Origin of the sequence: Bacillus sp. FSL H8-0492 (genome assembly GCF_038006145.1) — a bacterium.
Taxonomy (GTDB): domain Bacteria; phylum Bacillota; class Bacilli; order Bacillales; family Bacillaceae_G; genus Bacillus_A; species Bacillus_A mycoides.
Genome location: NZ_JBBOUP010000001.1, coordinates 4,271,864 through 4,288,775, shown reverse-complemented (window position 1 = coordinate 4,288,775; position 16,912 = coordinate 4,271,864). Strand labels below are relative to the sequence as shown.

Genomic DNA, 16,912 nt, shown 5'->3' with positions numbered 1-16,912 from the left:
TAATCGCTTTTTTATCCCGCTATTTGCGGGCTGACTAATTTTTTACTTTATATACATTCATTACAAGTTATATATATGCGATTTTCGTTATACGGCGGAAACGTATTTACTATAGATATATAATGTTATACACTATGAAAGGAATTAATTGATAGTTAATATTTTTTAGTTAGATTGATTGAAAAAGTTGCATGAATATGAAGTTTTGAGAGGAGATTTATTTTTCATGAAGTACAAAGCAATAGTCGCAGGCTTATTAGCAGCAAATTTACTAGCACATCCAATTAGTAGTTTAGCAGAAACGAAGAAATTTCCCGATGTTTCAGACAATGCGTGGTCAAAAGACGCAATTTATTATTTAGTAGAGAGAAATGTAATTAACGGTATGCCAGATGGTAACTTTATGCCATACGGAAATTTAACACGTGCCCAGGCAGCAAAAATTATCGCAACAGCAATTGGTGCTAAAGTAGATCCAAACGCGAAGCCGTCTTATAATGATGCAAAAAATAATTGGGCAGCCCCATTTATTGCAGCCATGGAAAAAGAGAATATTATTAAAGGGCGAGAACCAGGAGTATTTGATCCTGAAGGGAAAGTAACTCGTGCTGAAATGGCAGCTATGCTTGTAAGAGCATATGAATTGAAAAGCCAAGTAACAGGACCAGTGCCTACAAAATTTGCTGATTTAGAAAATCATTGGGGTAAAGAAGAAGTTAATATTTTAGTAGAATTAAAACTTTCTTTAGGTACAGAGGATGGCTGGAAACCGAATGATTCTATTACGCGTGAACAAGCAGCTCAACTTACTGCGCAAACAGATAAATTTAGCAAAAATAGTGATCGCCCAGTAGAAACAAAGAAAATGTACATAGATAGAAAATTCATTACATATCACGCACCATCATTAGGTTCTGGGATTAGTGCAAATCAGCATAATCCACAAACGGTTGAAATTAAAGAAGAGCGAGATGGATGGATCAAAATTGCAACAAGTAACGGTGATAAATGGACACCTTTAGTAGAGAAAACAGAAGCTATTAATGAAGGATTCACTACATATGCAGAAGCTTTTTCTTCAAAAGTAATGGGAACACATAACGCACAACAAGTAACTGTTATTGAAGAGAAGGACAGCTGGATTCGCATCCGCATGGGCGCTGGTTTCCAATGGGTTAATAAAAACCAATTAAATCCAGTTAAGCAAGGTAACTTCTTAGAAGGAAAAGCGATTATCATTGATCCAGGTCATGGTGGAGCGGATTCAGGTAATCCAGGTTATTATGAGAAAGAAAGTCAAACCGTATTAGATGTATCATTACGATTACAGAAAATATTTGAGAAAAAGACACCATTTACTGTGTTATTCACTCGTACAGATGATACACGTCCAGGAACAAGTGCTTCTGATTCTTTAAAGAAACGTGTAGAATTTGCTCAAAAAAATAATGGGGATATCTTTGTAAGTATCCATGGTAATGGTACGGAAAGTAAAAATGGACAAGGTACAGAAACGTTCTACTATGAATCAGCGACAGCAAGAGGAACAAATCCTAACGTATCAGAAAGTCGTTTACTAGCAGAAAAAATTCAAGAGCGTCTTGTAGATGCACTGGGAACAAAAGATCGTGGTGTGAAAAAAGGCGATTTATACGTAATTAGAGAAAATACAATGCCAGCTGTATTAGCAGAATTAGCATTTGTAGATAATAAAAGTGATGCAGATAAACTAGCTACACCAGCACAGAGACAAAGTGCAGCGGAAGCTATTTATCAAGGTATTTTAGATTACTACGAAGAAACGGGTAACAACGTATCTTCTTTCCGTTAATTAATAGAGATAATAGTAAAAGAGATTGCCAATAGGCAGTCTCTTTTATTTGTGAAACGAATTATAAAGGTTTCTCTTTATTTCGGGCATGTGATATCATTTAATTTTATATAAATAGTATTCGAGTAATTGTAATCATAACAATTTAAAACGATAAAGGATGATCATAGATTGAATAATCATAGTAAAACACCTGCATGTATATATACATATGCGTTTCGCGAAGAGGAGCGTGCTTTATGTTACTTGGAAATGCGCTCGTTCTTTGGGATGGAGTCTCACGTTAATATTTTGAAAAGTGAAGTCAAGATTGCTCCGAGTAGAAGTCCGTTTATTAAAGAGCGCGTTGAGGTTATGTATGAAGGGGACGACTTAGAAAGCATTTTGGAACAAGTGGAACAAATTGACTTGGCGGGAGCGACGTTCAAAGTCATCTTCGTTAAGATTAATGACCTTGTTGGAGAGAATAAAATTGAATATGGAGACAGACGTCTTATTGAGCGAGACCTCGGCATGCATATTGAAGGAGAAGCAGACGTTCGTAATCCAGAGCGTGCATTCGGGATTGTTCCTCTTGGCGGACGTTGGTACTTCGGACACTATGTAGAAAGTGATCCGGTTTGGTATCATCACATAAAAAAACCGCATAGCTACTCGACATCACTGAGCACACGTGTTGCTAGAGCTGTCGCAAATATCGCTGTACCGAACCCAGAGGGAGTACGAGCTATTGACCCGTGCTGTGGTATTGGAACAGTAGTAGTAGAAGCACTTTCTATGGGGATTAACATCGTTGGTAGAGATATAAATCCACTTGTGGTTCTTGGAACGAGAAAAAACATCGCACATTTCGGGTTTGAAGGAACAGTAACAAATGGCCCGATTGAAGAACTTACTGAGAACTACGACGTCGCAATTATCGATATGCCGTACGACCTATTTACGCACGCAACACCAGAAGATCAACTCTCGATTCTGTCAAGTGCGCGCCGCATTGCAAAAAAAGTAGTCGTTGTAACGATGGAAACAATGGACGACATGATTCATGAAGCGGGATTTGAAATTACAGACCGCTGTATCACAAGAAAAGGATCATTTTCTAGACAAATTCTTGTTTGTGAATAGGAAAGAAAGGTCACCCGTTTGGGTGACCTTTTTTGGTTTGTATTATTGTAGCTTGATGTGTGATTGGTTGGTGGAATGGAAGGAGGGATTTGGCGATAAGTCGATATTCCATGTCGAATCGCCGATATATTCAGAGAATCAGCCGATATCAAATTATTCTTCTTTCGTTGTCTCTTGTTGTGCGATTAATAAATTGCGTAATACGTGTGCGCGGTAACTTTCTAGTTTTCGTCCTTCATGATAGCGAACACCTAATTTTTTTAGCTCAGCTACGTACCAGCCTTTTGTTCCGTAATACATGAGACCACTTCCTTTTTTCTTTTGAACAGTATATGTGCCTGGGTGAGAGAATTTTCTTTTTTTATTCATGAAATTCGCGGAGTTTGATATTGAATATTCAGTTTATTTTTATTATGATTAACTTATTATCGGATGACAGTGATTAGCCTCGCTGTAAGCCCAGATTTATGTTTGAAAATGAAGAGAGTAACTTCTTTCCACTTGAGCTTCTTTAGCAGAAGTACGAGCTATAAGGATAAGGGTAGTAAAATTCAATGCAAATGTGTACATTGTTTTTCTGGCTCTTAACATAGTAACGGAGGATGAAATATGCGTAAAGGGACTTTTTTTATGGCAGGACATTCGAGACTTCCGAAAGGTATGGCTGTTCGCAGTATGTATGAAACATTAACAATTACAATTGAGGCAGATCATAAATATCATGTCATTATTGAAGCATCATGTACGCTTGCGACAGAGCATGGTAGAGACTTCGTCGCTCAAATGTTGAGAGGACATAGTTTGCAAGATGGTATTGAGGAAATCGTTCAAGATATTACGGACCATTATCAAGGAAAAGCGCAAAATGCTATCGTCAGTGCGGTGAAAGATTTACATCGCCAATATGTAAGTTATTTAAATGATGAACAGCCCAGGGGAGAGTACGAGGAAACAACACCATAAAAACTATCTAGTTTACAACCATAAACGAGAGCCAGTTGTATTTCTTTTAAAGAGATACGACTGGCTTATTTTATTGAGGAGGCAAGAACTATGAAAAAGTTAAATGAAGTGTAAGTTGTAAAACAAGAGATGAAAAAAAGAGGGTGCGTAGAAAGTAAGGGGATTTTTAAAACATATAAAGTATGTAGAGAAAATAATAAAAAACGAATTGACAGTTAGAATATTTTGAATTATTATTTAATTAATGAGATCCATACGAGAAATTAGCCTTCTCTATATTCGATCTTGCTTTCCTGTTTTACAAATATTTTCATACAAACTGTCTATTATTATTGTACTTTAAGAGATTAAAGAACACTCGTAATTATGAGCCAGTTGTACGTTTCTACGATTTTATGTCGTGGTATGCGTATAACTGGCTTTTTCGTTGTTAGGACAGTAAGACCGAATCTCAGCATAAGAAGATAAGGATAACTGTCTGTAAAAAGCGTCAATACATTCTTCATATTTAAATTAGGGAGGAATTGAAATGTCGATTATTACAGAACAAAATGCAAAGATGAAATTTGCAAAGAAATATGAGGGGTATGAAATTGCTCCTCATCCAGAGCATAAACGTTTATATCATATTGTTTTAAATCAGCAATTGCTTAAGCAGTTTTTTGAAGAGGTAAAAGAGCATTCAGAGCAGTCACTGCAATACATTCCCTATTCTCGGTTTAATCTTGCGGATGGAATGAGAAAGATTTTTGGGCAATCATTTATGGATAACATTCGCGGCATTGTTCATGACCGTGAAACGGGCGGATTTACAATTGGGGTACAAGGTGAAACGTCAGATCCAGCAGACTACGTGAAATTTGCAACAGCATTAACACATTTAATCGGGGAGCCAAACTTTGATGCAATGACAGGAACGTACTATGCTAGATTTAATGTGAAAGATACGGATAGTAGTGATTCTTATCTTCGTCAAGCGTACCGATTGTTTACACTGCATACAGACGGTACATTCGTTGATGAGCCGACAGATTGGCTTCTTATGATGAAAATTGAAGAGCAAAATGCAGTAGGCGGAGAATCTCGTTTACTACATTTAGATGATTGGGAAGACCTTCATAAATTTAGAAATCATTCGCTCGCATCTGTTAAGGTTACGTATAAAGCGCCACCAAGTAAAAATGCGCAAGAAATCGTCTATCGTGAAACGTTTTTTGATGTGAATAACGCACCATGTATTTGCTTTATTGATCAGTTCGCTTATCCAGATAATATTGAACAAGCAAACTATCTGAAAGACTTATCATATTCTGTTGAAAACTCACCAGCAACACATGCATTGAAATTACCAATTGGTGACTTAGTTCTTTTAAACAACTTATTTTGGATGCACGGAAGAGCTGCGTTTGAGAAAAATAAAGATTTATATAGAGAACTAATGCGTCAACGTGGTTGTTTTTCTAAATAAGTTTGTACGGCGGGTCTTAAAAAAGACCTGCCTTTCATCATATTAAGGGGGAAGTAGGATGTATGACTTTATAATTATTGGCGGAGGAATTGTTGGCCTTTCAACGGGAATGGCTTTAACGAAAAAATTCCCTCGTGCGAAAATCGCGATCATTGAAAAAGAAAAGGAACTTGCACATCATCAAACTGGACATAATAGCGGAGTAATTCACTCTGGAATTTACTATAAACCAGGGAGTTATAAAGCAAAGTTTGCCAAAGAAGGAAATGCAGCTATGGTTCAATTTTGTGAAGAAAATGACATCGCTTATGACATGTGCGGAAAAGTAATTGTCGCTACAGAAAAGGACGAACTTCCTCTTTTACATAACTTATATGAGAGAGGCTTACAAAACGATTTACATATTGAAAAAATAGATAAGGAAGAATTAGCTGAAATTGAACCGCATGTAAAAGGACTTGGCGCAATCCGTGTTCCTTCTTGTGGGATTGCTGATTATAAAGGAGTAAGTTATGCGTTTGCTCGCTTAATTCAAGAAAGCGGGGGAGAAGTACATTTAGGAACAGCGGCGGAGCGTATTACTGAGAAGAAAGACGCTGTAACAATTGAGACAAACAAAGGCACATTTAAAACGAAATTTCTCATTAACTGCGCTGGATTACATAGTGATCGTATTGCGAAAAAGACAGGTATATTAACAGATATGAAAATTGTTCCGTTCCGCGGTGAATATTACGAACTTGTCCCAGAAAAACGCAATCTCGTCAAACATTTAATTTATCCAGTTCCAAACCCAGAATTCCCGTTTTTAGGTGTTCATTTCACAAGAATGATAAACGGGGATGTACATGCAGGACCAAATGCAGTATTAAGCTTTAAGCGAGAAGGCTATACGAAAACAGACTTTGATATAAAAGACTTCATGGAAACAATGACATACACAGGCTTTTGGAAAATGGCGATGCCAAATATGAAAGAAGGCATAAAAGAAATGGTGCGCTCATTCAGTAAACAATCATTCCTAAAAAGCTTGCAGCGCTTAATACCAGAGCTTACAGAGAAAGATATCGTGCCAACCCATGCAGGAGTAAGGGCACAAGCCATTTTATCAAACGGAAATATGGTTGATGACTTCTGCATTATCCCCGGCATCAATTCTCTGCATATTTGCAACGCACCATCCCCGGCCGCAACGGCTAGTATAAAGATTGGTGAGGAGATTGCTAAGCAAGTGCCGGATGTGGTGGCGGTTAGGATTTGATGGGTCAGGGTGATTTTTCTTTAGTATCAGGGCTACGAAATTGAAAACTATTTAAAGAAAATACGAGATCACTTCTATTTCTAGTTTATTAAAATAGGATTTATAGTAAGAATCTCTAAAAATATAAAGGAGGGATATGCTTTGTTTCCAGGTACTTTATATGAAACACATGTTAAAACAAAAAATTTAGAAGTGGCAAAAGAGTTTTATACTAAACTTGGATTATTTCATGCTCGCACTATTGAAGAACGCCGTGTAGCATTCTTTTGGTTTGATAAAGAAAATAAGAAGGAACAAATGCTGGGCATTTGGGAAGTATCGGAAGAAGCATTCCATACAAGTCACTTTGCATTCAAGGTTAACTATGAAGAAATCATTCATGCAAGAGAATGGCTTCTTAATAAAGGAATAAACCCAAGAGCCGCTTTCGGTCTTGAACCTTCCGAGCCTATGGTTCAAACGTGGACACCGACTGCAAATCTTTATTTTTATGATCCTGACGGCAATTCTTTAGAATTTCTATGTTTACTTCCTGAAAAGAAAAAAGTAAAACAAGATGTCATGTATTTGAGTGAGTGGGAAAGCTTGGAGAGTGAAGAATAAATTCGATTTTCAACTCAAATCCCGCAAAACTATGGCTTAAATCACCCCCTGAGTTTTCGGGGGATCTTTTTGTTTTAGGGCTAATAATCACCTACTGTATAAAAAAATAGACAGTAGTATGTATTTTTCAAAAAATGTATACAGATTTATCCCGCATTAACTGCCCATAAAAGCCCGATTGGTGTGGGCTAATAATCGGTGGGGGATGAAGACCCTCCGACTGATTAAAGTTTCACTTTATACTCTATGCGTTGGCATGATACTTGCAATGAAAATAGTATTAACATATAGGGGAGAGATAGAAATGAAGGTTAGTAAAATATACACAACAATTGATGCTCACGTAGCTGGGGAACCACTTCGAATCATTACGGGCGGAGTGCCAGAGATAAAGGGAGAAACGCAACTAGAAAGACGCGCATACTGCATGGAACATTTGGATCATCTTCGCGAGGTTCTTATGTATGAACCGAGAGGACATCACGGCATGTACGGTTGTATCATTACTCCGCCCGCAAGTTCTCATGCTGATTTTGGCGTATTATTTATGCACAATGAAGGCTGGAGTACGATGTGTGGTCACGGAATTATCGCTGTTATTACAGTTGGAATTGAAACAGGTATGTTTGAAGTGACAGGTGAAAAACAAAAATTCATTATTGATAGCCCTGCCGGGGAAGTTATTGCGTATGCAACATATAACGGGAGCGAAGTAGAGGCAGTATCATTTGAAAACGTTCCTTCGTTCGTATACAAGAAAGACATTCCTATCAAAATAGATGACTATGAATTTCAAGTAGATATCGCGTTTGGCGGAGCATTCTACGCTGTAGTGGATAGTAAAGAGTTTGGTTTGAAAGTCGATTTTAAAGATTTAGCTGCAATTCAAACGTGGGGCGGTAAAATTAAACACTACATTGAAAGTCAAATGGAAGTAAAACATCCACTTGAAGAAGATTTAAAAGGAATATACGGAGTTATTTTCTCAGATGAACCGAAAGGAAAAGACGCTACTTTAAGAAATGTAACGATCTTTGCTGATGGGCAAGTCGACCGTTCCCCTTGCGGTACAGGAACATCCGCAAGAATCGCAACTCTTTTTGAAAAAGATGCCTTACAAAAAAGAGAGATGTTCATCCACGAATGCATTACTGACGGCCAATTTGAGGGAGAAGTATTGTCGGTAACAGCGGTAGATACATATGAAGCTGTCGTTCCGAAAGTAACGGGGAATGCATTTATTACAGGATTTCATCAGTTCGTTGTAGACCCGAGAGATGATTTGAATAGGGGATTTTTGTTAGAGTAGAAGGAGGAGGTGGAAAGATATGCTAGTCATAAGCGCGAACGAACAACGAAACTTAGTAAATATGAAGGAAGTCATTGAATACGCGGCGCTTGCTTTAAAAGAATTTTCAGCAGAAAGAACGATCACACCAATTCGTGGCTCATTACCATTTGCGAACGAGCAAAATACCGCATTAATTATGCCTTCAGTAGCGGAAGGACTCGAAGCGCTCGGTTTAAAAGTAGTAACGGTAGCTCCGCATAATAAAAAGATAGGAAAGAAAACGATAAACGGGATCGTTATGCTATCAGACTTTCAAACGGGAGAACCGCTTGCGCTTTTAGAAGGATCGTACTTAACGATGATTCGAACAGGTGCCTTATCAGGAGTAGCGACAAAACATTTAGCTCGTCATAACGCAAAAAACTTATGCATTATCGGTACAGGTGAACAAGCGAAAGGAATTGCAGAAGCTGTATTCGCGGTTAGAGATATCGAAAAAGTAATTTTATACAACCGAACAGAAGAAAAAGCGTATGCATTTGCGCAATATATACAAGAAAAATTCAGCAAACCAGCGTACGTCTACAGAGATCCAAATGAAGCAATAAGCGAAGCAGACATCATCGTCACAACAACGAATGCATCCACACCAGTCTTCTCAGAAAAACTACAAAAAGGCGTCCACATAAACGCCGTCGGTTCATTTAGACCGAGCATGCAAGAACTACCATCTCACGCCATCGCGAACGCAAACAAAGTAGTAGTCGAATCAAAAGAAGCAGCACTAGAAGAAACGGGTGACCTTCAAGTTCCTATAAAAGAAGGATTATTTGAAGCGAGCGACATCTATGCTGAACTTGGTCAAATCATTAGCGGAGAAAAAGCTGGTAGAGAGAACGATGAAGAGATTACTATTTTCAAATCAGTTGGTTTGGCGGTAGTAGACATTATCGTTGCGAAGTATTTGTATGAAAAAGCGGTGGAATGTGGAGTGGGGAATAGGATTGAGTTTTGAGGCTGCCTTTTGGTGGTCTTTTTGTTTATAATGCGCGTATGCATCTCAATTGTAATGTGTAGTGTTTGCAAAGAAATTATGTGATGTATCATATATTCTGTTAAAATTAAACAAAAATGCATATAAAAAATTGCAGGTGAGAAACCTTGGATTTAGTTCGGAAATTAACTCGTATTTATGGCTTAGGGCTTTGCTGTGGGTTGTGGAGTAAAGCTGAAGTAATTCAATGGTGTGATAAATTGATTGAAGCAAGTGACAGTCCGCCATATGAAATAATTGAGATATCCTTAATGTCTAAAGCAAAGATAGATGATATTGAAGGGAAGTTATTTGAGTTTAGTAGCACAGTTGATGAAGAATACACTGTTAAGTTAACTCTTTCCGTCATTCATGAAAAACTAAAAGAACATGAACTGACCATTGAAGAATCAATTAAATGCACCACTAGACTTTTAGTCAACAGGGGGGTGCATTGGGAGGCGGAATACTTTGAATTGTATAGTCTAGACGATAGCTATGACTTAGCTAAAGATGGTGTTCATTTTGATTTAAGTCAAGTTATTCATACATATATTGAAATGTTAAGTATTTATAGTAAGTATTTTAGTGGGTTTGAAAAACTGTATTTTAAAGTAATGGGAAATGAATGGAGATTTTAATGTATATCAGTATTTGATTAGCTTTGTTTGTCCCTTATTTTCTAATTGGAGAATAAGGGACAAAGTTTTATGAAGGAGTAAATTTAGACACTAAGTATGCAGCTTTTTTACCATTCCCGCCATTCTTCTGTTATATCTTCTTCGGATTCTAAGCCAGCTATTCGTGCAGCTGCATCGATAAATTCATAGAGATCTTCTCTTTCCATTGTTTCGATAAAATGGTCATGTTCGATATTTAGTTCATTTAGTTTAATAACTACCTCTTTAACGACTTGCATTATTTCGACTTCGGTTGGATTCTCTCCCAATTGCTCTAAATTGTTAATGTAGGTGTCGAGGACTTTGTTTGTTGCACTTATATTTTCTTCAGTGAAAAATTCCCCATCTTCATCATACTCAACCCATGAGGTTGTTGGTTTATTTTTTTTCAATTCATCAAATGTCATGATAACCTCCTAAATGTGTTTTTTGTCCTTAATTTCATTCTACATTTTCGATCATATATAACAATCATTTTAGAGGGATTTTCTGTAAGTTGATAGTTTTTCAACTCATTTTATGAGGCTACTTATTCGTGGTCTTTTTATTTTCCCCTCCGCATAAATATATTTTATCCCGCATTAACGGGCAGTAAGACTCCCACCTCAAAATTCGGCGAATGCGGAGGAGTTAGGTGGGAGATCAACTGCCCGTAAAAGCCCGATTGGTGAAGGCTAATAATCAGTGGGGGATGGACAAACCCCCACTGATTAAAGTTTCACTTTATCGCAAGAATTCATTAATAGATTTCAAACTGTCTACCTTTGCGAAAAAGTTTGACAATACATACGGGTAGTGGTAATTTAAAACCTATAAGAAAACTCGGTATTAATTCCGAGTTTTCTTATAGGTGTAAATAGTCGAGAGGGGTCGAAATATGAAGAAGAAGTTGTTTGCATTACCATTTGTCCTACTATTACTTATTGCATTAGCGGCTTGCTCAGGGGAGAAAGATTCTTCGAAGCAAGCGAACACTAGTAAATCAGGGACTCCGAAAGACGGAGGAACGTTAACGGTTGGTGTTAGTGATAATCCGGATACGATGAATCCGCTTTATGCGAATGATCGTGTGTCGTTAACGATACAGCAAGCTTTATATGCACCGTTGTATCATATGGAAGACGGTAAGAAAAAGTTTGTTCTTGCTGAGAGCTTTACGCCTTCAGAGGATCAATTAACATGGACGTTAAAACTAAAAGATAATTTGAAATGGCATGATGGTAAGAAAATTACATCAGACGATATTGTATTTACATTCCAATCTATTTTAGATGAGAAGCAAAATAGTTCAAGCCGTGAAAACTTTATTTTTAAAGGAAAGCCGCTTGAGGTAAAAAAAGTGGATGAGCTAACGACTCAATTTGTATTACCACAAGTAAGTGCATCTTTCGAAGGGGTTATGAATGACTTCTTCCCAATTCCGAAACATGTATTTGAAGGTGAAGCGGATTTAGTGAAGAGTAAGAAAAACCTACAACCTGTTGGATCAGGTCCATTTAAATTAAAAGAGTTTAAATCAGATGAATATGTTGCGCTAGAGCGATTCGATGATTATTTTGCTGGTAAAGCGAAATTAGATTCTGTCGTGTACCGCGTTGTAAAAGATCGTAATACAGCAAACGTTTCACTACAAAATGGTCAAATCAATATGAAAATGATTGAACCGCAAGACTTTAAGAAATTAGATAGCACTGGGAACTTCTCAATGGTCACATTCCCTGAAGGTAGATTATTCTACTTAGCTTATAACTTTAATACAGACCTTATGAAGAAAAAAGAAGTGCGCCAAGCGATTGCGCATGCATTAGATAAGAAAGAAATGATTAACTCAGCGTTCGTTTCTAGTCAATTTGCAGAACCGGCAAATTCAATCTTAACGCCAGACGCTATGTATTATGCGAAAGATATTAAAGAGTATAAGTATGATCAAAAAGAAGCGAAAGATTTATTAGCAAAAGCTGGTGTGAAAGATAAAGAAAAAATCCGCGTTATGTATGTAACGAATAATAAAATCATGGAAAGTCTAGCACTTTATACACAGCAAAAATTACAAGAAGTTGGCTTACAAGTTGAACTGAATGCATTAGATGCTAGTGCGGCAAGTGAAAAAGGCTTAGATAAAGCGAATAAAGACTATGACATTACATTCGGTGGTTACATAATGGGACCAGAGCCAGATTCATATAAGAGCTTATTCTTAAGTAATGCAGAATACAATTATGCACGTTATAAAAATGCTGACTTTGATAAGTTATGGGAAGAAGCTGCGGTTGAAACAGATAAAACGAAACGCGCAGAGCTATACCATAAAATCCAAGATACAGCTAGAGAAGACTTACCTTATCTTCCAATCGCATATCCGAAAGCAGTTATTGCAGTAGATAAAAAGTTTGATGGATTAAAAGAAGCAAAAGCAATTCCAGTTACAATGTTTGAAGATCTATCGAAAATTTATGAAGTGAAATAAGAAACTGTAAAGAAGCTGGTGGAAATCAGCTTCTTTATCCCGCTTTAATGGGCTAATAATCAGTGGGGATGGACAAAACCCCCACTGATTAAAGTTTCACTTTATCTTGAGGGGGGAAGTTTGTGTATAAAGTAATTGCAAAGAGGCTTTTAAATGCGATTCCGCTTTTATTTGTTATTTCTATTATTTCTTTTCTATTAATAAAACTAGCGCCGGGCGATCCCGTTCGAAACTTTGTAACGCCGAATATGAGTCCAATTGATGTCGAGCGTATTCGCAAAAGTTTAGGACTAGATCAGCCGATTTACGTGCAATATTTTTTATGGTTAAAAAATATTTTAACAGGGAATTTTGGGTACTCACTTCAAAACCATCGTCCTGTTTTAGAACTTATTACAGAAAGATTACCCGCAACAATCGGGTTAATGGGATCATCTTTACTCGTCTCATTTGTAATCGCAATCCCGCTTGGATTATTTACAGGTGTGAAAAAGAACTCGTTCTTTGACCGCATTGTGAACTTCATCTCCTATGTGGGAATCTCAATGCCAGTTTTTTGGTTCGCGTTACTATTAATCTACTTATTCTCTTTAAAGTTGAACATGCTTCCGAGTATGGGTATGCGCACAGTCGGTCAAGATTCCTTCTGGGATATTGTTCAGCACGGTATTTTACCTTGCATGGTGCTAGCGTTCCAAAACATCTCTGTCTATATGAGATATATTCGCTCAAGTACAATTCAGCAATTAGAAGAAGATTACGTACAAATTCAATATGCGTACGGTGCTTCACAGAAAACAGTTTTATTTAATCACGTACTTCGAAACGTATTAATACCGATCATTACAATTTTCGGATTATCTATTCCGAGTTTAGTAGGCGGAGCGTTCATTACGGAAACAGTATTCTCATGGCCGGGACTTGGTTCACTCGGGGTAAATGCTATTTTTAGATTTGATTATCCAATTATTATGGCAATCACATTATTATCATCGTTCATGTTAATTCTCGGTAATTTAATTGCTGATATTTTATATGGCGTAGTAGATCCGCGCATTCGAATGAGGGGGTGATTTGGAATGAACAATAGGAGATTTCAAACGATAAAAAATAGTTTTACAAAAAATAAGTTTGTAGTAATGGGAGTTATTATACTGGGTGTTTTAACAATCGCGTCTCTTTTCGCATTCGTATCACCGTACGATCCTAGTAAAATGTCGATTCCAGATCGTTTACAAGAACCGAGTATGAGTCATCCGTTCGGCACAGATGATTACGGAAGGGATTACTTAACGAGAGCGTTATATGGCGGACGAGTTTCCCTTGCTGTTGGTTTTCTAGCGATGGTTGTTTCCATTACAATCGGAACCGCAGTAGGAACAATTAGCGGATATTTTGGCGGAAAGTTAGACAACTTCTTAATGCGAATTGTTGAAGTTTTAATGTCAATTCCATCATTCTTTTTAATGCTGTTATTAAATGCGTATTTAAAACCAGGCATTACAACGCTTGTTCTTATTATTGGATTACTAACGTGGATGGATACCGCGCGTATCGTAAGGGCAGAAACGTTATCTGTAAAAGAGCGTGAGTACGTTTTATATGCAAAAGTATCCGGACAAAAATCATTGATGATTATTGTAAGACACATCATCCCTAACATTTTATCGACCATTATAATCGCAGCGACATTAACAATTGCGACATCGATTTTAATGGAATCATCACTTAGCTTCTTAGGGTTAGGTATTAGAGAACCAGATTCTTCTTGGGGCAGCATGCTAAATAATGCGCAAGGATACATAGGTGAAGCTTGGTATTTAACACTCTTCCCAGGGTTCCTTATTCTATTAACTGTACTAAGTTTTAACGTAATCGGTGAAGCGTTGAAAAAAGCTTTCGCACCAAAAGGGGCTCATCATGAGAACTAATGTTTTAAGTGAGGGGGAGTGAAAAGCGTGTCTGAAAAACTATTAGAAGTGAAAAACTTAAAGACTTCTTTTTTCATAGAAGACGGCGAAGTAGAAGCTGTTCGCGGCGTTTCATTTAGTTTGAAAAAGGGTGAAGTCGTTGGGATTGTTGGCGAATCGGGAAGCGGAAAGAGCGTTATGGCGAAATCGGTTATGGCTCTCGTTACGCCTCCGGGGAAAGTGAAAGAAGGAGAGATTCTTTTTCAAAATGAAAACGTGCTTTCTAAATCGGAGAAAGAATTACGCTCTATTAGAGGAAATCAAATTTCACTTATTTCCCAAGATCCAATGTCGGCATTAAATCCAGTTGTGAAAATTGGTAAGCAAATGACAGAAGTAATTATAAGGCATCAAAAAGTGAAAAAGAAAGAAGCACAAAATATCGCGGTCAACTTACTAAAACAAGTCGGTCTTTCTTCACCGGAAGAAAGGGTAAAACAATATCCGCATGAACTAAGCGGCGGTATGAAGCAGCGGGTTATGATCGCAATGGCAATGTCTTGTAACCCAGACCTTCTCATTGCGGATGAACCGACGACTGCGCTTGATGTAACGATACAAGCACAAATACTAGATTTAATGAAAAACTTAAAAAACGAAACGAATATGTCATTACTTCTTATTACACATGATCTTGGAATTGTTGCGCAAAACTGTACACGCGTCATCGTTATGTACGGCGGGCTTATTATGGAAGAAGGGCATGTACTTGATATATTCCAATCGCCGAATCATCCATATACGAAAGGGCTATTAAACTCTCTACCGAAAATATCGAACGGCGTAAAAGAAAGACTAGCACCAATTCAAGGTGTAACGCCCAACTTACTACATCCGCCGAAAGGGTGCCCATTCGCAGAGCGTTGCCCACATAAAATGGACATTTGTGAAAAAGAACGTCCACCATATTTTGAAATCGGAAACGGAAGACGCTCTATGTGCTGGCTAAACGATAGGGCGGTAGGTGATTCCCATGCATGAAGAAAACTTAATTGAAGTTCGGAACTTAAAAAAGTATTTTCCTATTAAAAAAGGACTATTCGGCAGAAAAACAGAGCAATTAAAAGCAGTCGATGACCTAAGCTTCACAATTAAAAAGGGTGAAACATTCGGACTAGTAGGAGAATCAGGCTGCGGAAAATCAACGACAGGAAGAAGTATCATTCGCTTACACGATGTAACTTCAGGTAACATTCTATTCGATGGAAAAGATATCGCAGATCTAAAAGAAAATGAACTAAAAGAATATAGAAAAAGAATGCAAATCATTTTCCAAGACCCATACGCATCATTAAACCCGACAATGAACGTATTCCAAATTATTAGCGAACCGATGAACATTCATGGCTCTTACACAGCCGAAGAAAGAAAAGAAATCATTCTAGACCTGCTCAAAAAAGTAGGACTAAAAGAAGAACACCTATATCGCTACCCGCACGAATTTAGCGGAGGCCAAAGACAGCGCATTAGCATCGCGCGCGCACTATCTGTAAAACCTGACTTCATCCTATGTGACGAACCAATCTCAGCACTAGATGTCTCAGTCCAAGCACAAGTCGTAAACATGCTGCAAGACATCCAAGAAGAAACAGGCGTCACATACTTATTCATCGCACATGACCTATCCATGGTAAGACACATATCAGATAGAATCGGAGTCATGTACTTAGGAAACATAGTAGAAATTGCCGACAGCGAAGACCTATACACAAAACCGGCACATCCATACACACAAGCACTACTCTCATCCGTGCCAGAACCAGATCCAACAAACACAGGCAAAGAACGGATCATTCTGCAAGGCGAAGTTCCAAGCCCACTCAACTCACCATCCGGCTGCAAATTCAGAACGCGCTGCAAATTCGCCACTGAAAAATGCGCACAGGAAGTACCGAAGATGGTTGAGATTGCGAAGGGGCATGAGGTGGCTTGTCATTTGTTTTAGGGGGGAAAGCATCGGGGGGACCTGGTGCTTTTTTGTTTTACGTGGCCATTAAGTTAACAAAGGAAATTATTAGATATGAAACACTTCTTGTTTCAGAGATAACAAGCTTTGATTGCCGGTGTTCCAAAATTAAGTGGAGAAATCACCATGGGTATTATGTGGTAATCAAAGGGAACAGCTTCTACAAAATTAAGTGTTTTAGAATTCAAGTCATTTTTTATAGTAAATAAATTCAATATGTAGTACATATTATTTTGTAAGATGAAACAAATATT

Annotated in this window: 16 protein-coding genes; 14 read left to right on the top strand and 2 right to left on the bottom strand. The window is 37.7% G+C overall.

What is annotated here, in order from left to right; genetic code table 11:
- The first annotated feature begins 226 nt into the window (after positions 1–226).
- The gene (locus tag MHH66_RS22030; RefSeq protein WP_078184548.1) at positions 227–1,831 is read left to right on the top strand and encodes an N-acetylmuramoyl-L-alanine amidase; all 1,605 of its coding nucleotides are present in this window, start codon (positions 227–229) and stop codon (positions 1,829–1,831) included.
- Positions 1,832–2,002: 171 nt separating this feature from the next.
- On the top strand, positions 2,003–2,956 hold the full coding sequence (locus MHH66_RS22025) for a TRM11 family SAM-dependent methyltransferase (protein ID WP_002087319.1): 954 nt from the start codon (positions 2,003–2,005) through the stop codon (positions 2,954–2,956).
- A gap of 153 nt (positions 2,957–3,109) precedes the next feature.
- Here the strand turns inward: MHH66_RS22025 and MHH66_RS22020 are convergent, their stop codons facing one another.
- Positions 3,110–3,325 carry a YflJ family protein gene (locus MHH66_RS22020; RefSeq protein ID WP_002030060.1) on the bottom strand — a complete coding sequence of 72 codons (216 nt, stop codon included), beginning with the start codon at positions 3,323–3,325 and terminating at the stop codon, positions 3,110–3,112.
- A 240-nt stretch (positions 3,326–3,565) separates the two neighbouring features.
- Here MHH66_RS22020 and MHH66_RS22015 point away from each other — a divergent pair, with 240 nt between their 5' ends.
- The 7 genes from MHH66_RS22015 to MHH66_RS21985 all read left to right on the top strand — a co-directional run bounded on the left by MHH66_RS22015 (position 3,566) and on the right by MHH66_RS21985 (position 10,216).
- Positions 3,566–3,919 (top strand): DUF3870 domain-containing protein, encoded by a 354-nt coding sequence (locus MHH66_RS22015; RefSeq protein WP_001225455.1) that lies wholly within the window; start codon positions 3,566–3,568, stop codon positions 3,917–3,919.
- Positions 3,920–4,448: 529 nt separating this feature from the next.
- On the top strand, positions 4,449–5,387 hold the full coding sequence (gene glaH, locus MHH66_RS22010) for a glutarate dioxygenase GlaH (protein ID WP_078184549.1): 939 nt from the start codon (positions 4,449–4,451) through the stop codon (positions 5,385–5,387).
- A 58-nt stretch (positions 5,388–5,445) separates the two neighbouring features.
- Positions 5,446–6,648, top strand: a complete 1,203-nt coding sequence (gene lhgO, locus MHH66_RS22005) for an L-2-hydroxyglutarate oxidase (RefSeq protein ID WP_078184550.1) — start codon at positions 5,446–5,448, stop codon at positions 6,646–6,648.
- Positions 6,649–6,789: 141 nt separating this feature from the next.
- Positions 6,790–7,251 carry a VOC family protein gene (locus tag MHH66_RS22000; RefSeq protein ID WP_078184551.1) on the top strand — a complete coding sequence of 154 codons (462 nt, stop codon included), beginning with the start codon at positions 6,790–6,792 and terminating at the stop codon, positions 7,249–7,251.
- 256 nt (positions 7,252–7,507) lie between these two features.
- Complete coding sequence (locus tag MHH66_RS21995) at positions 7,508–8,560, top strand: proline racemase family protein (protein ID WP_078184626.1); 1,053 nt, start codon at positions 7,508–7,510, stop codon at positions 8,558–8,560.
- Positions 8,561–8,579: 19 nt separating this feature from the next.
- Positions 8,580–9,557: an ornithine cyclodeaminase family protein gene (locus tag MHH66_RS21990; RefSeq protein WP_078184552.1), complete on the top strand. Its 978-nt coding sequence runs from the start codon at positions 8,580–8,582 to the stop codon at positions 9,555–9,557.
- A gap of 146 nt (positions 9,558–9,703) precedes the next feature.
- Positions 9,704–10,216, top strand: coding sequence for a protein kinase (locus MHH66_RS21985; RefSeq protein WP_078184553.1), 513 nt, complete (start codon positions 9,704–9,706; stop codon positions 10,214–10,216).
- A 107-nt stretch (positions 10,217–10,323) separates the two neighbouring features.
- Here MHH66_RS21985 and MHH66_RS21980 read toward each other — a convergent pair whose 3' ends face one another.
- On the bottom strand, positions 10,324–10,662 hold the full coding sequence (locus MHH66_RS21980; RefSeq protein ID WP_078184554.1) for a hypothetical protein: 339 nt from the start codon (positions 10,660–10,662) through the stop codon (positions 10,324–10,326).
- A 470-nt stretch (positions 10,663–11,132) separates the two neighbouring features.
- On the opposite strand from MHH66_RS21980, the gene MHH66_RS21975 reads away from it, so the two are divergent.
- The 5 genes from MHH66_RS21975 to MHH66_RS21955 all read left to right on the top strand — a co-directional run bounded on the left by MHH66_RS21975 (position 11,133) and on the right by MHH66_RS21955 (position 16,637).
- Positions 11,133–12,722 (top strand): ABC transporter substrate-binding protein, encoded by a 1,590-nt coding sequence (locus MHH66_RS21975; RefSeq protein WP_078184555.1) that lies wholly within the window; start codon positions 11,133–11,135, stop codon positions 12,720–12,722.
- A 122-nt stretch (positions 12,723–12,844) separates the two neighbouring features.
- Complete coding sequence (locus tag MHH66_RS21970; RefSeq protein ID WP_002035186.1) at positions 12,845–13,795, top strand: ABC transporter permease; 951 nt, start codon at positions 12,845–12,847, stop codon at positions 13,793–13,795.
- A gap of 6 nt (positions 13,796–13,801) precedes the next feature.
- On the top strand, positions 13,802–14,653 hold the full coding sequence (locus MHH66_RS21965) for an ABC transporter permease (RefSeq protein WP_002035185.1): 852 nt from the start codon (positions 13,802–13,804) through the stop codon (positions 14,651–14,653).
- A gap of 27 nt (positions 14,654–14,680) precedes the next feature.
- Positions 14,681–15,673, top strand: a complete 993-nt coding sequence (locus MHH66_RS21960) for an ABC transporter ATP-binding protein (RefSeq protein ID WP_002087306.1) — start codon at positions 14,681–14,683, stop codon at positions 15,671–15,673.
- Positions 15,666–16,637, top strand: coding sequence for an ABC transporter ATP-binding protein (locus MHH66_RS21955; RefSeq protein WP_078184556.1), 972 nt, complete (start codon positions 15,666–15,668; stop codon positions 16,635–16,637). Before MHH66_RS21960 ends, MHH66_RS21955 begins: the two co-directional genes overlap by 8 nt.
- Positions 16,638–16,912 lie beyond the last annotated feature (275 nt).

Excerpts from the sequence above, each read along its gene's own strand:
- MHH66_RS22030 (WP_078184548.1), top strand. The coding sequence starts at position 227 with ATGAAGTACAAAGCAATAGTCGCAGGCTTATTAGCAGCAAATTTACTA.
- MHH66_RS22020 (WP_002030060.1), bottom strand. The coding sequence starts at position 3,325 with ATGAATAAAAAAAGAAAATTCTCTCACCCAGGCACATATACTGTTCAA.
- MHH66_RS22015 (WP_001225455.1), top strand. The coding sequence starts at position 3,566 with ATGCGTAAAGGGACTTTTTTTATGGCAGGACATTCGAGACTTCCGAAA.
- glaH (WP_078184549.1), top strand. The coding sequence starts at position 4,449 with ATGTCGATTATTACAGAACAAAATGCAAAGATGAAATTTGCAAAGAAA.
- lhgO (WP_078184550.1), top strand. The coding sequence starts at position 5,446 with ATGTATGACTTTATAATTATTGGCGGAGGAATTGTTGGCCTTTCAACG.
- MHH66_RS21995 (WP_078184626.1), top strand. The coding sequence starts at position 7,508 with ATGATACTTGCAATGAAAATAGTATTAACATATAGGGGAGAGATAGAA.
- MHH66_RS21990 (WP_078184552.1), top strand. The coding sequence starts at position 8,580 with ATGCTAGTCATAAGCGCGAACGAACAACGAAACTTAGTAAATATGAAG.
- MHH66_RS21980 (WP_078184554.1), bottom strand. The coding sequence starts at position 10,662 with ATGACATTTGATGAATTGAAAAAAAATAAACCAACAACCTCATGGGTT.
- MHH66_RS21975 (WP_078184555.1), top strand. The coding sequence starts at position 11,133 with ATGAAGAAGAAGTTGTTTGCATTACCATTTGTCCTACTATTACTTATT.
- MHH66_RS21965 (WP_002035185.1), top strand. The coding sequence starts at position 13,802 with ATGAACAATAGGAGATTTCAAACGATAAAAAATAGTTTTACAAAAAAT.
- MHH66_RS21955 (WP_078184556.1), top strand. The coding sequence starts at position 15,666 with ATGCATGAAGAAAACTTAATTGAAGTTCGGAACTTAAAAAAGTATTTT.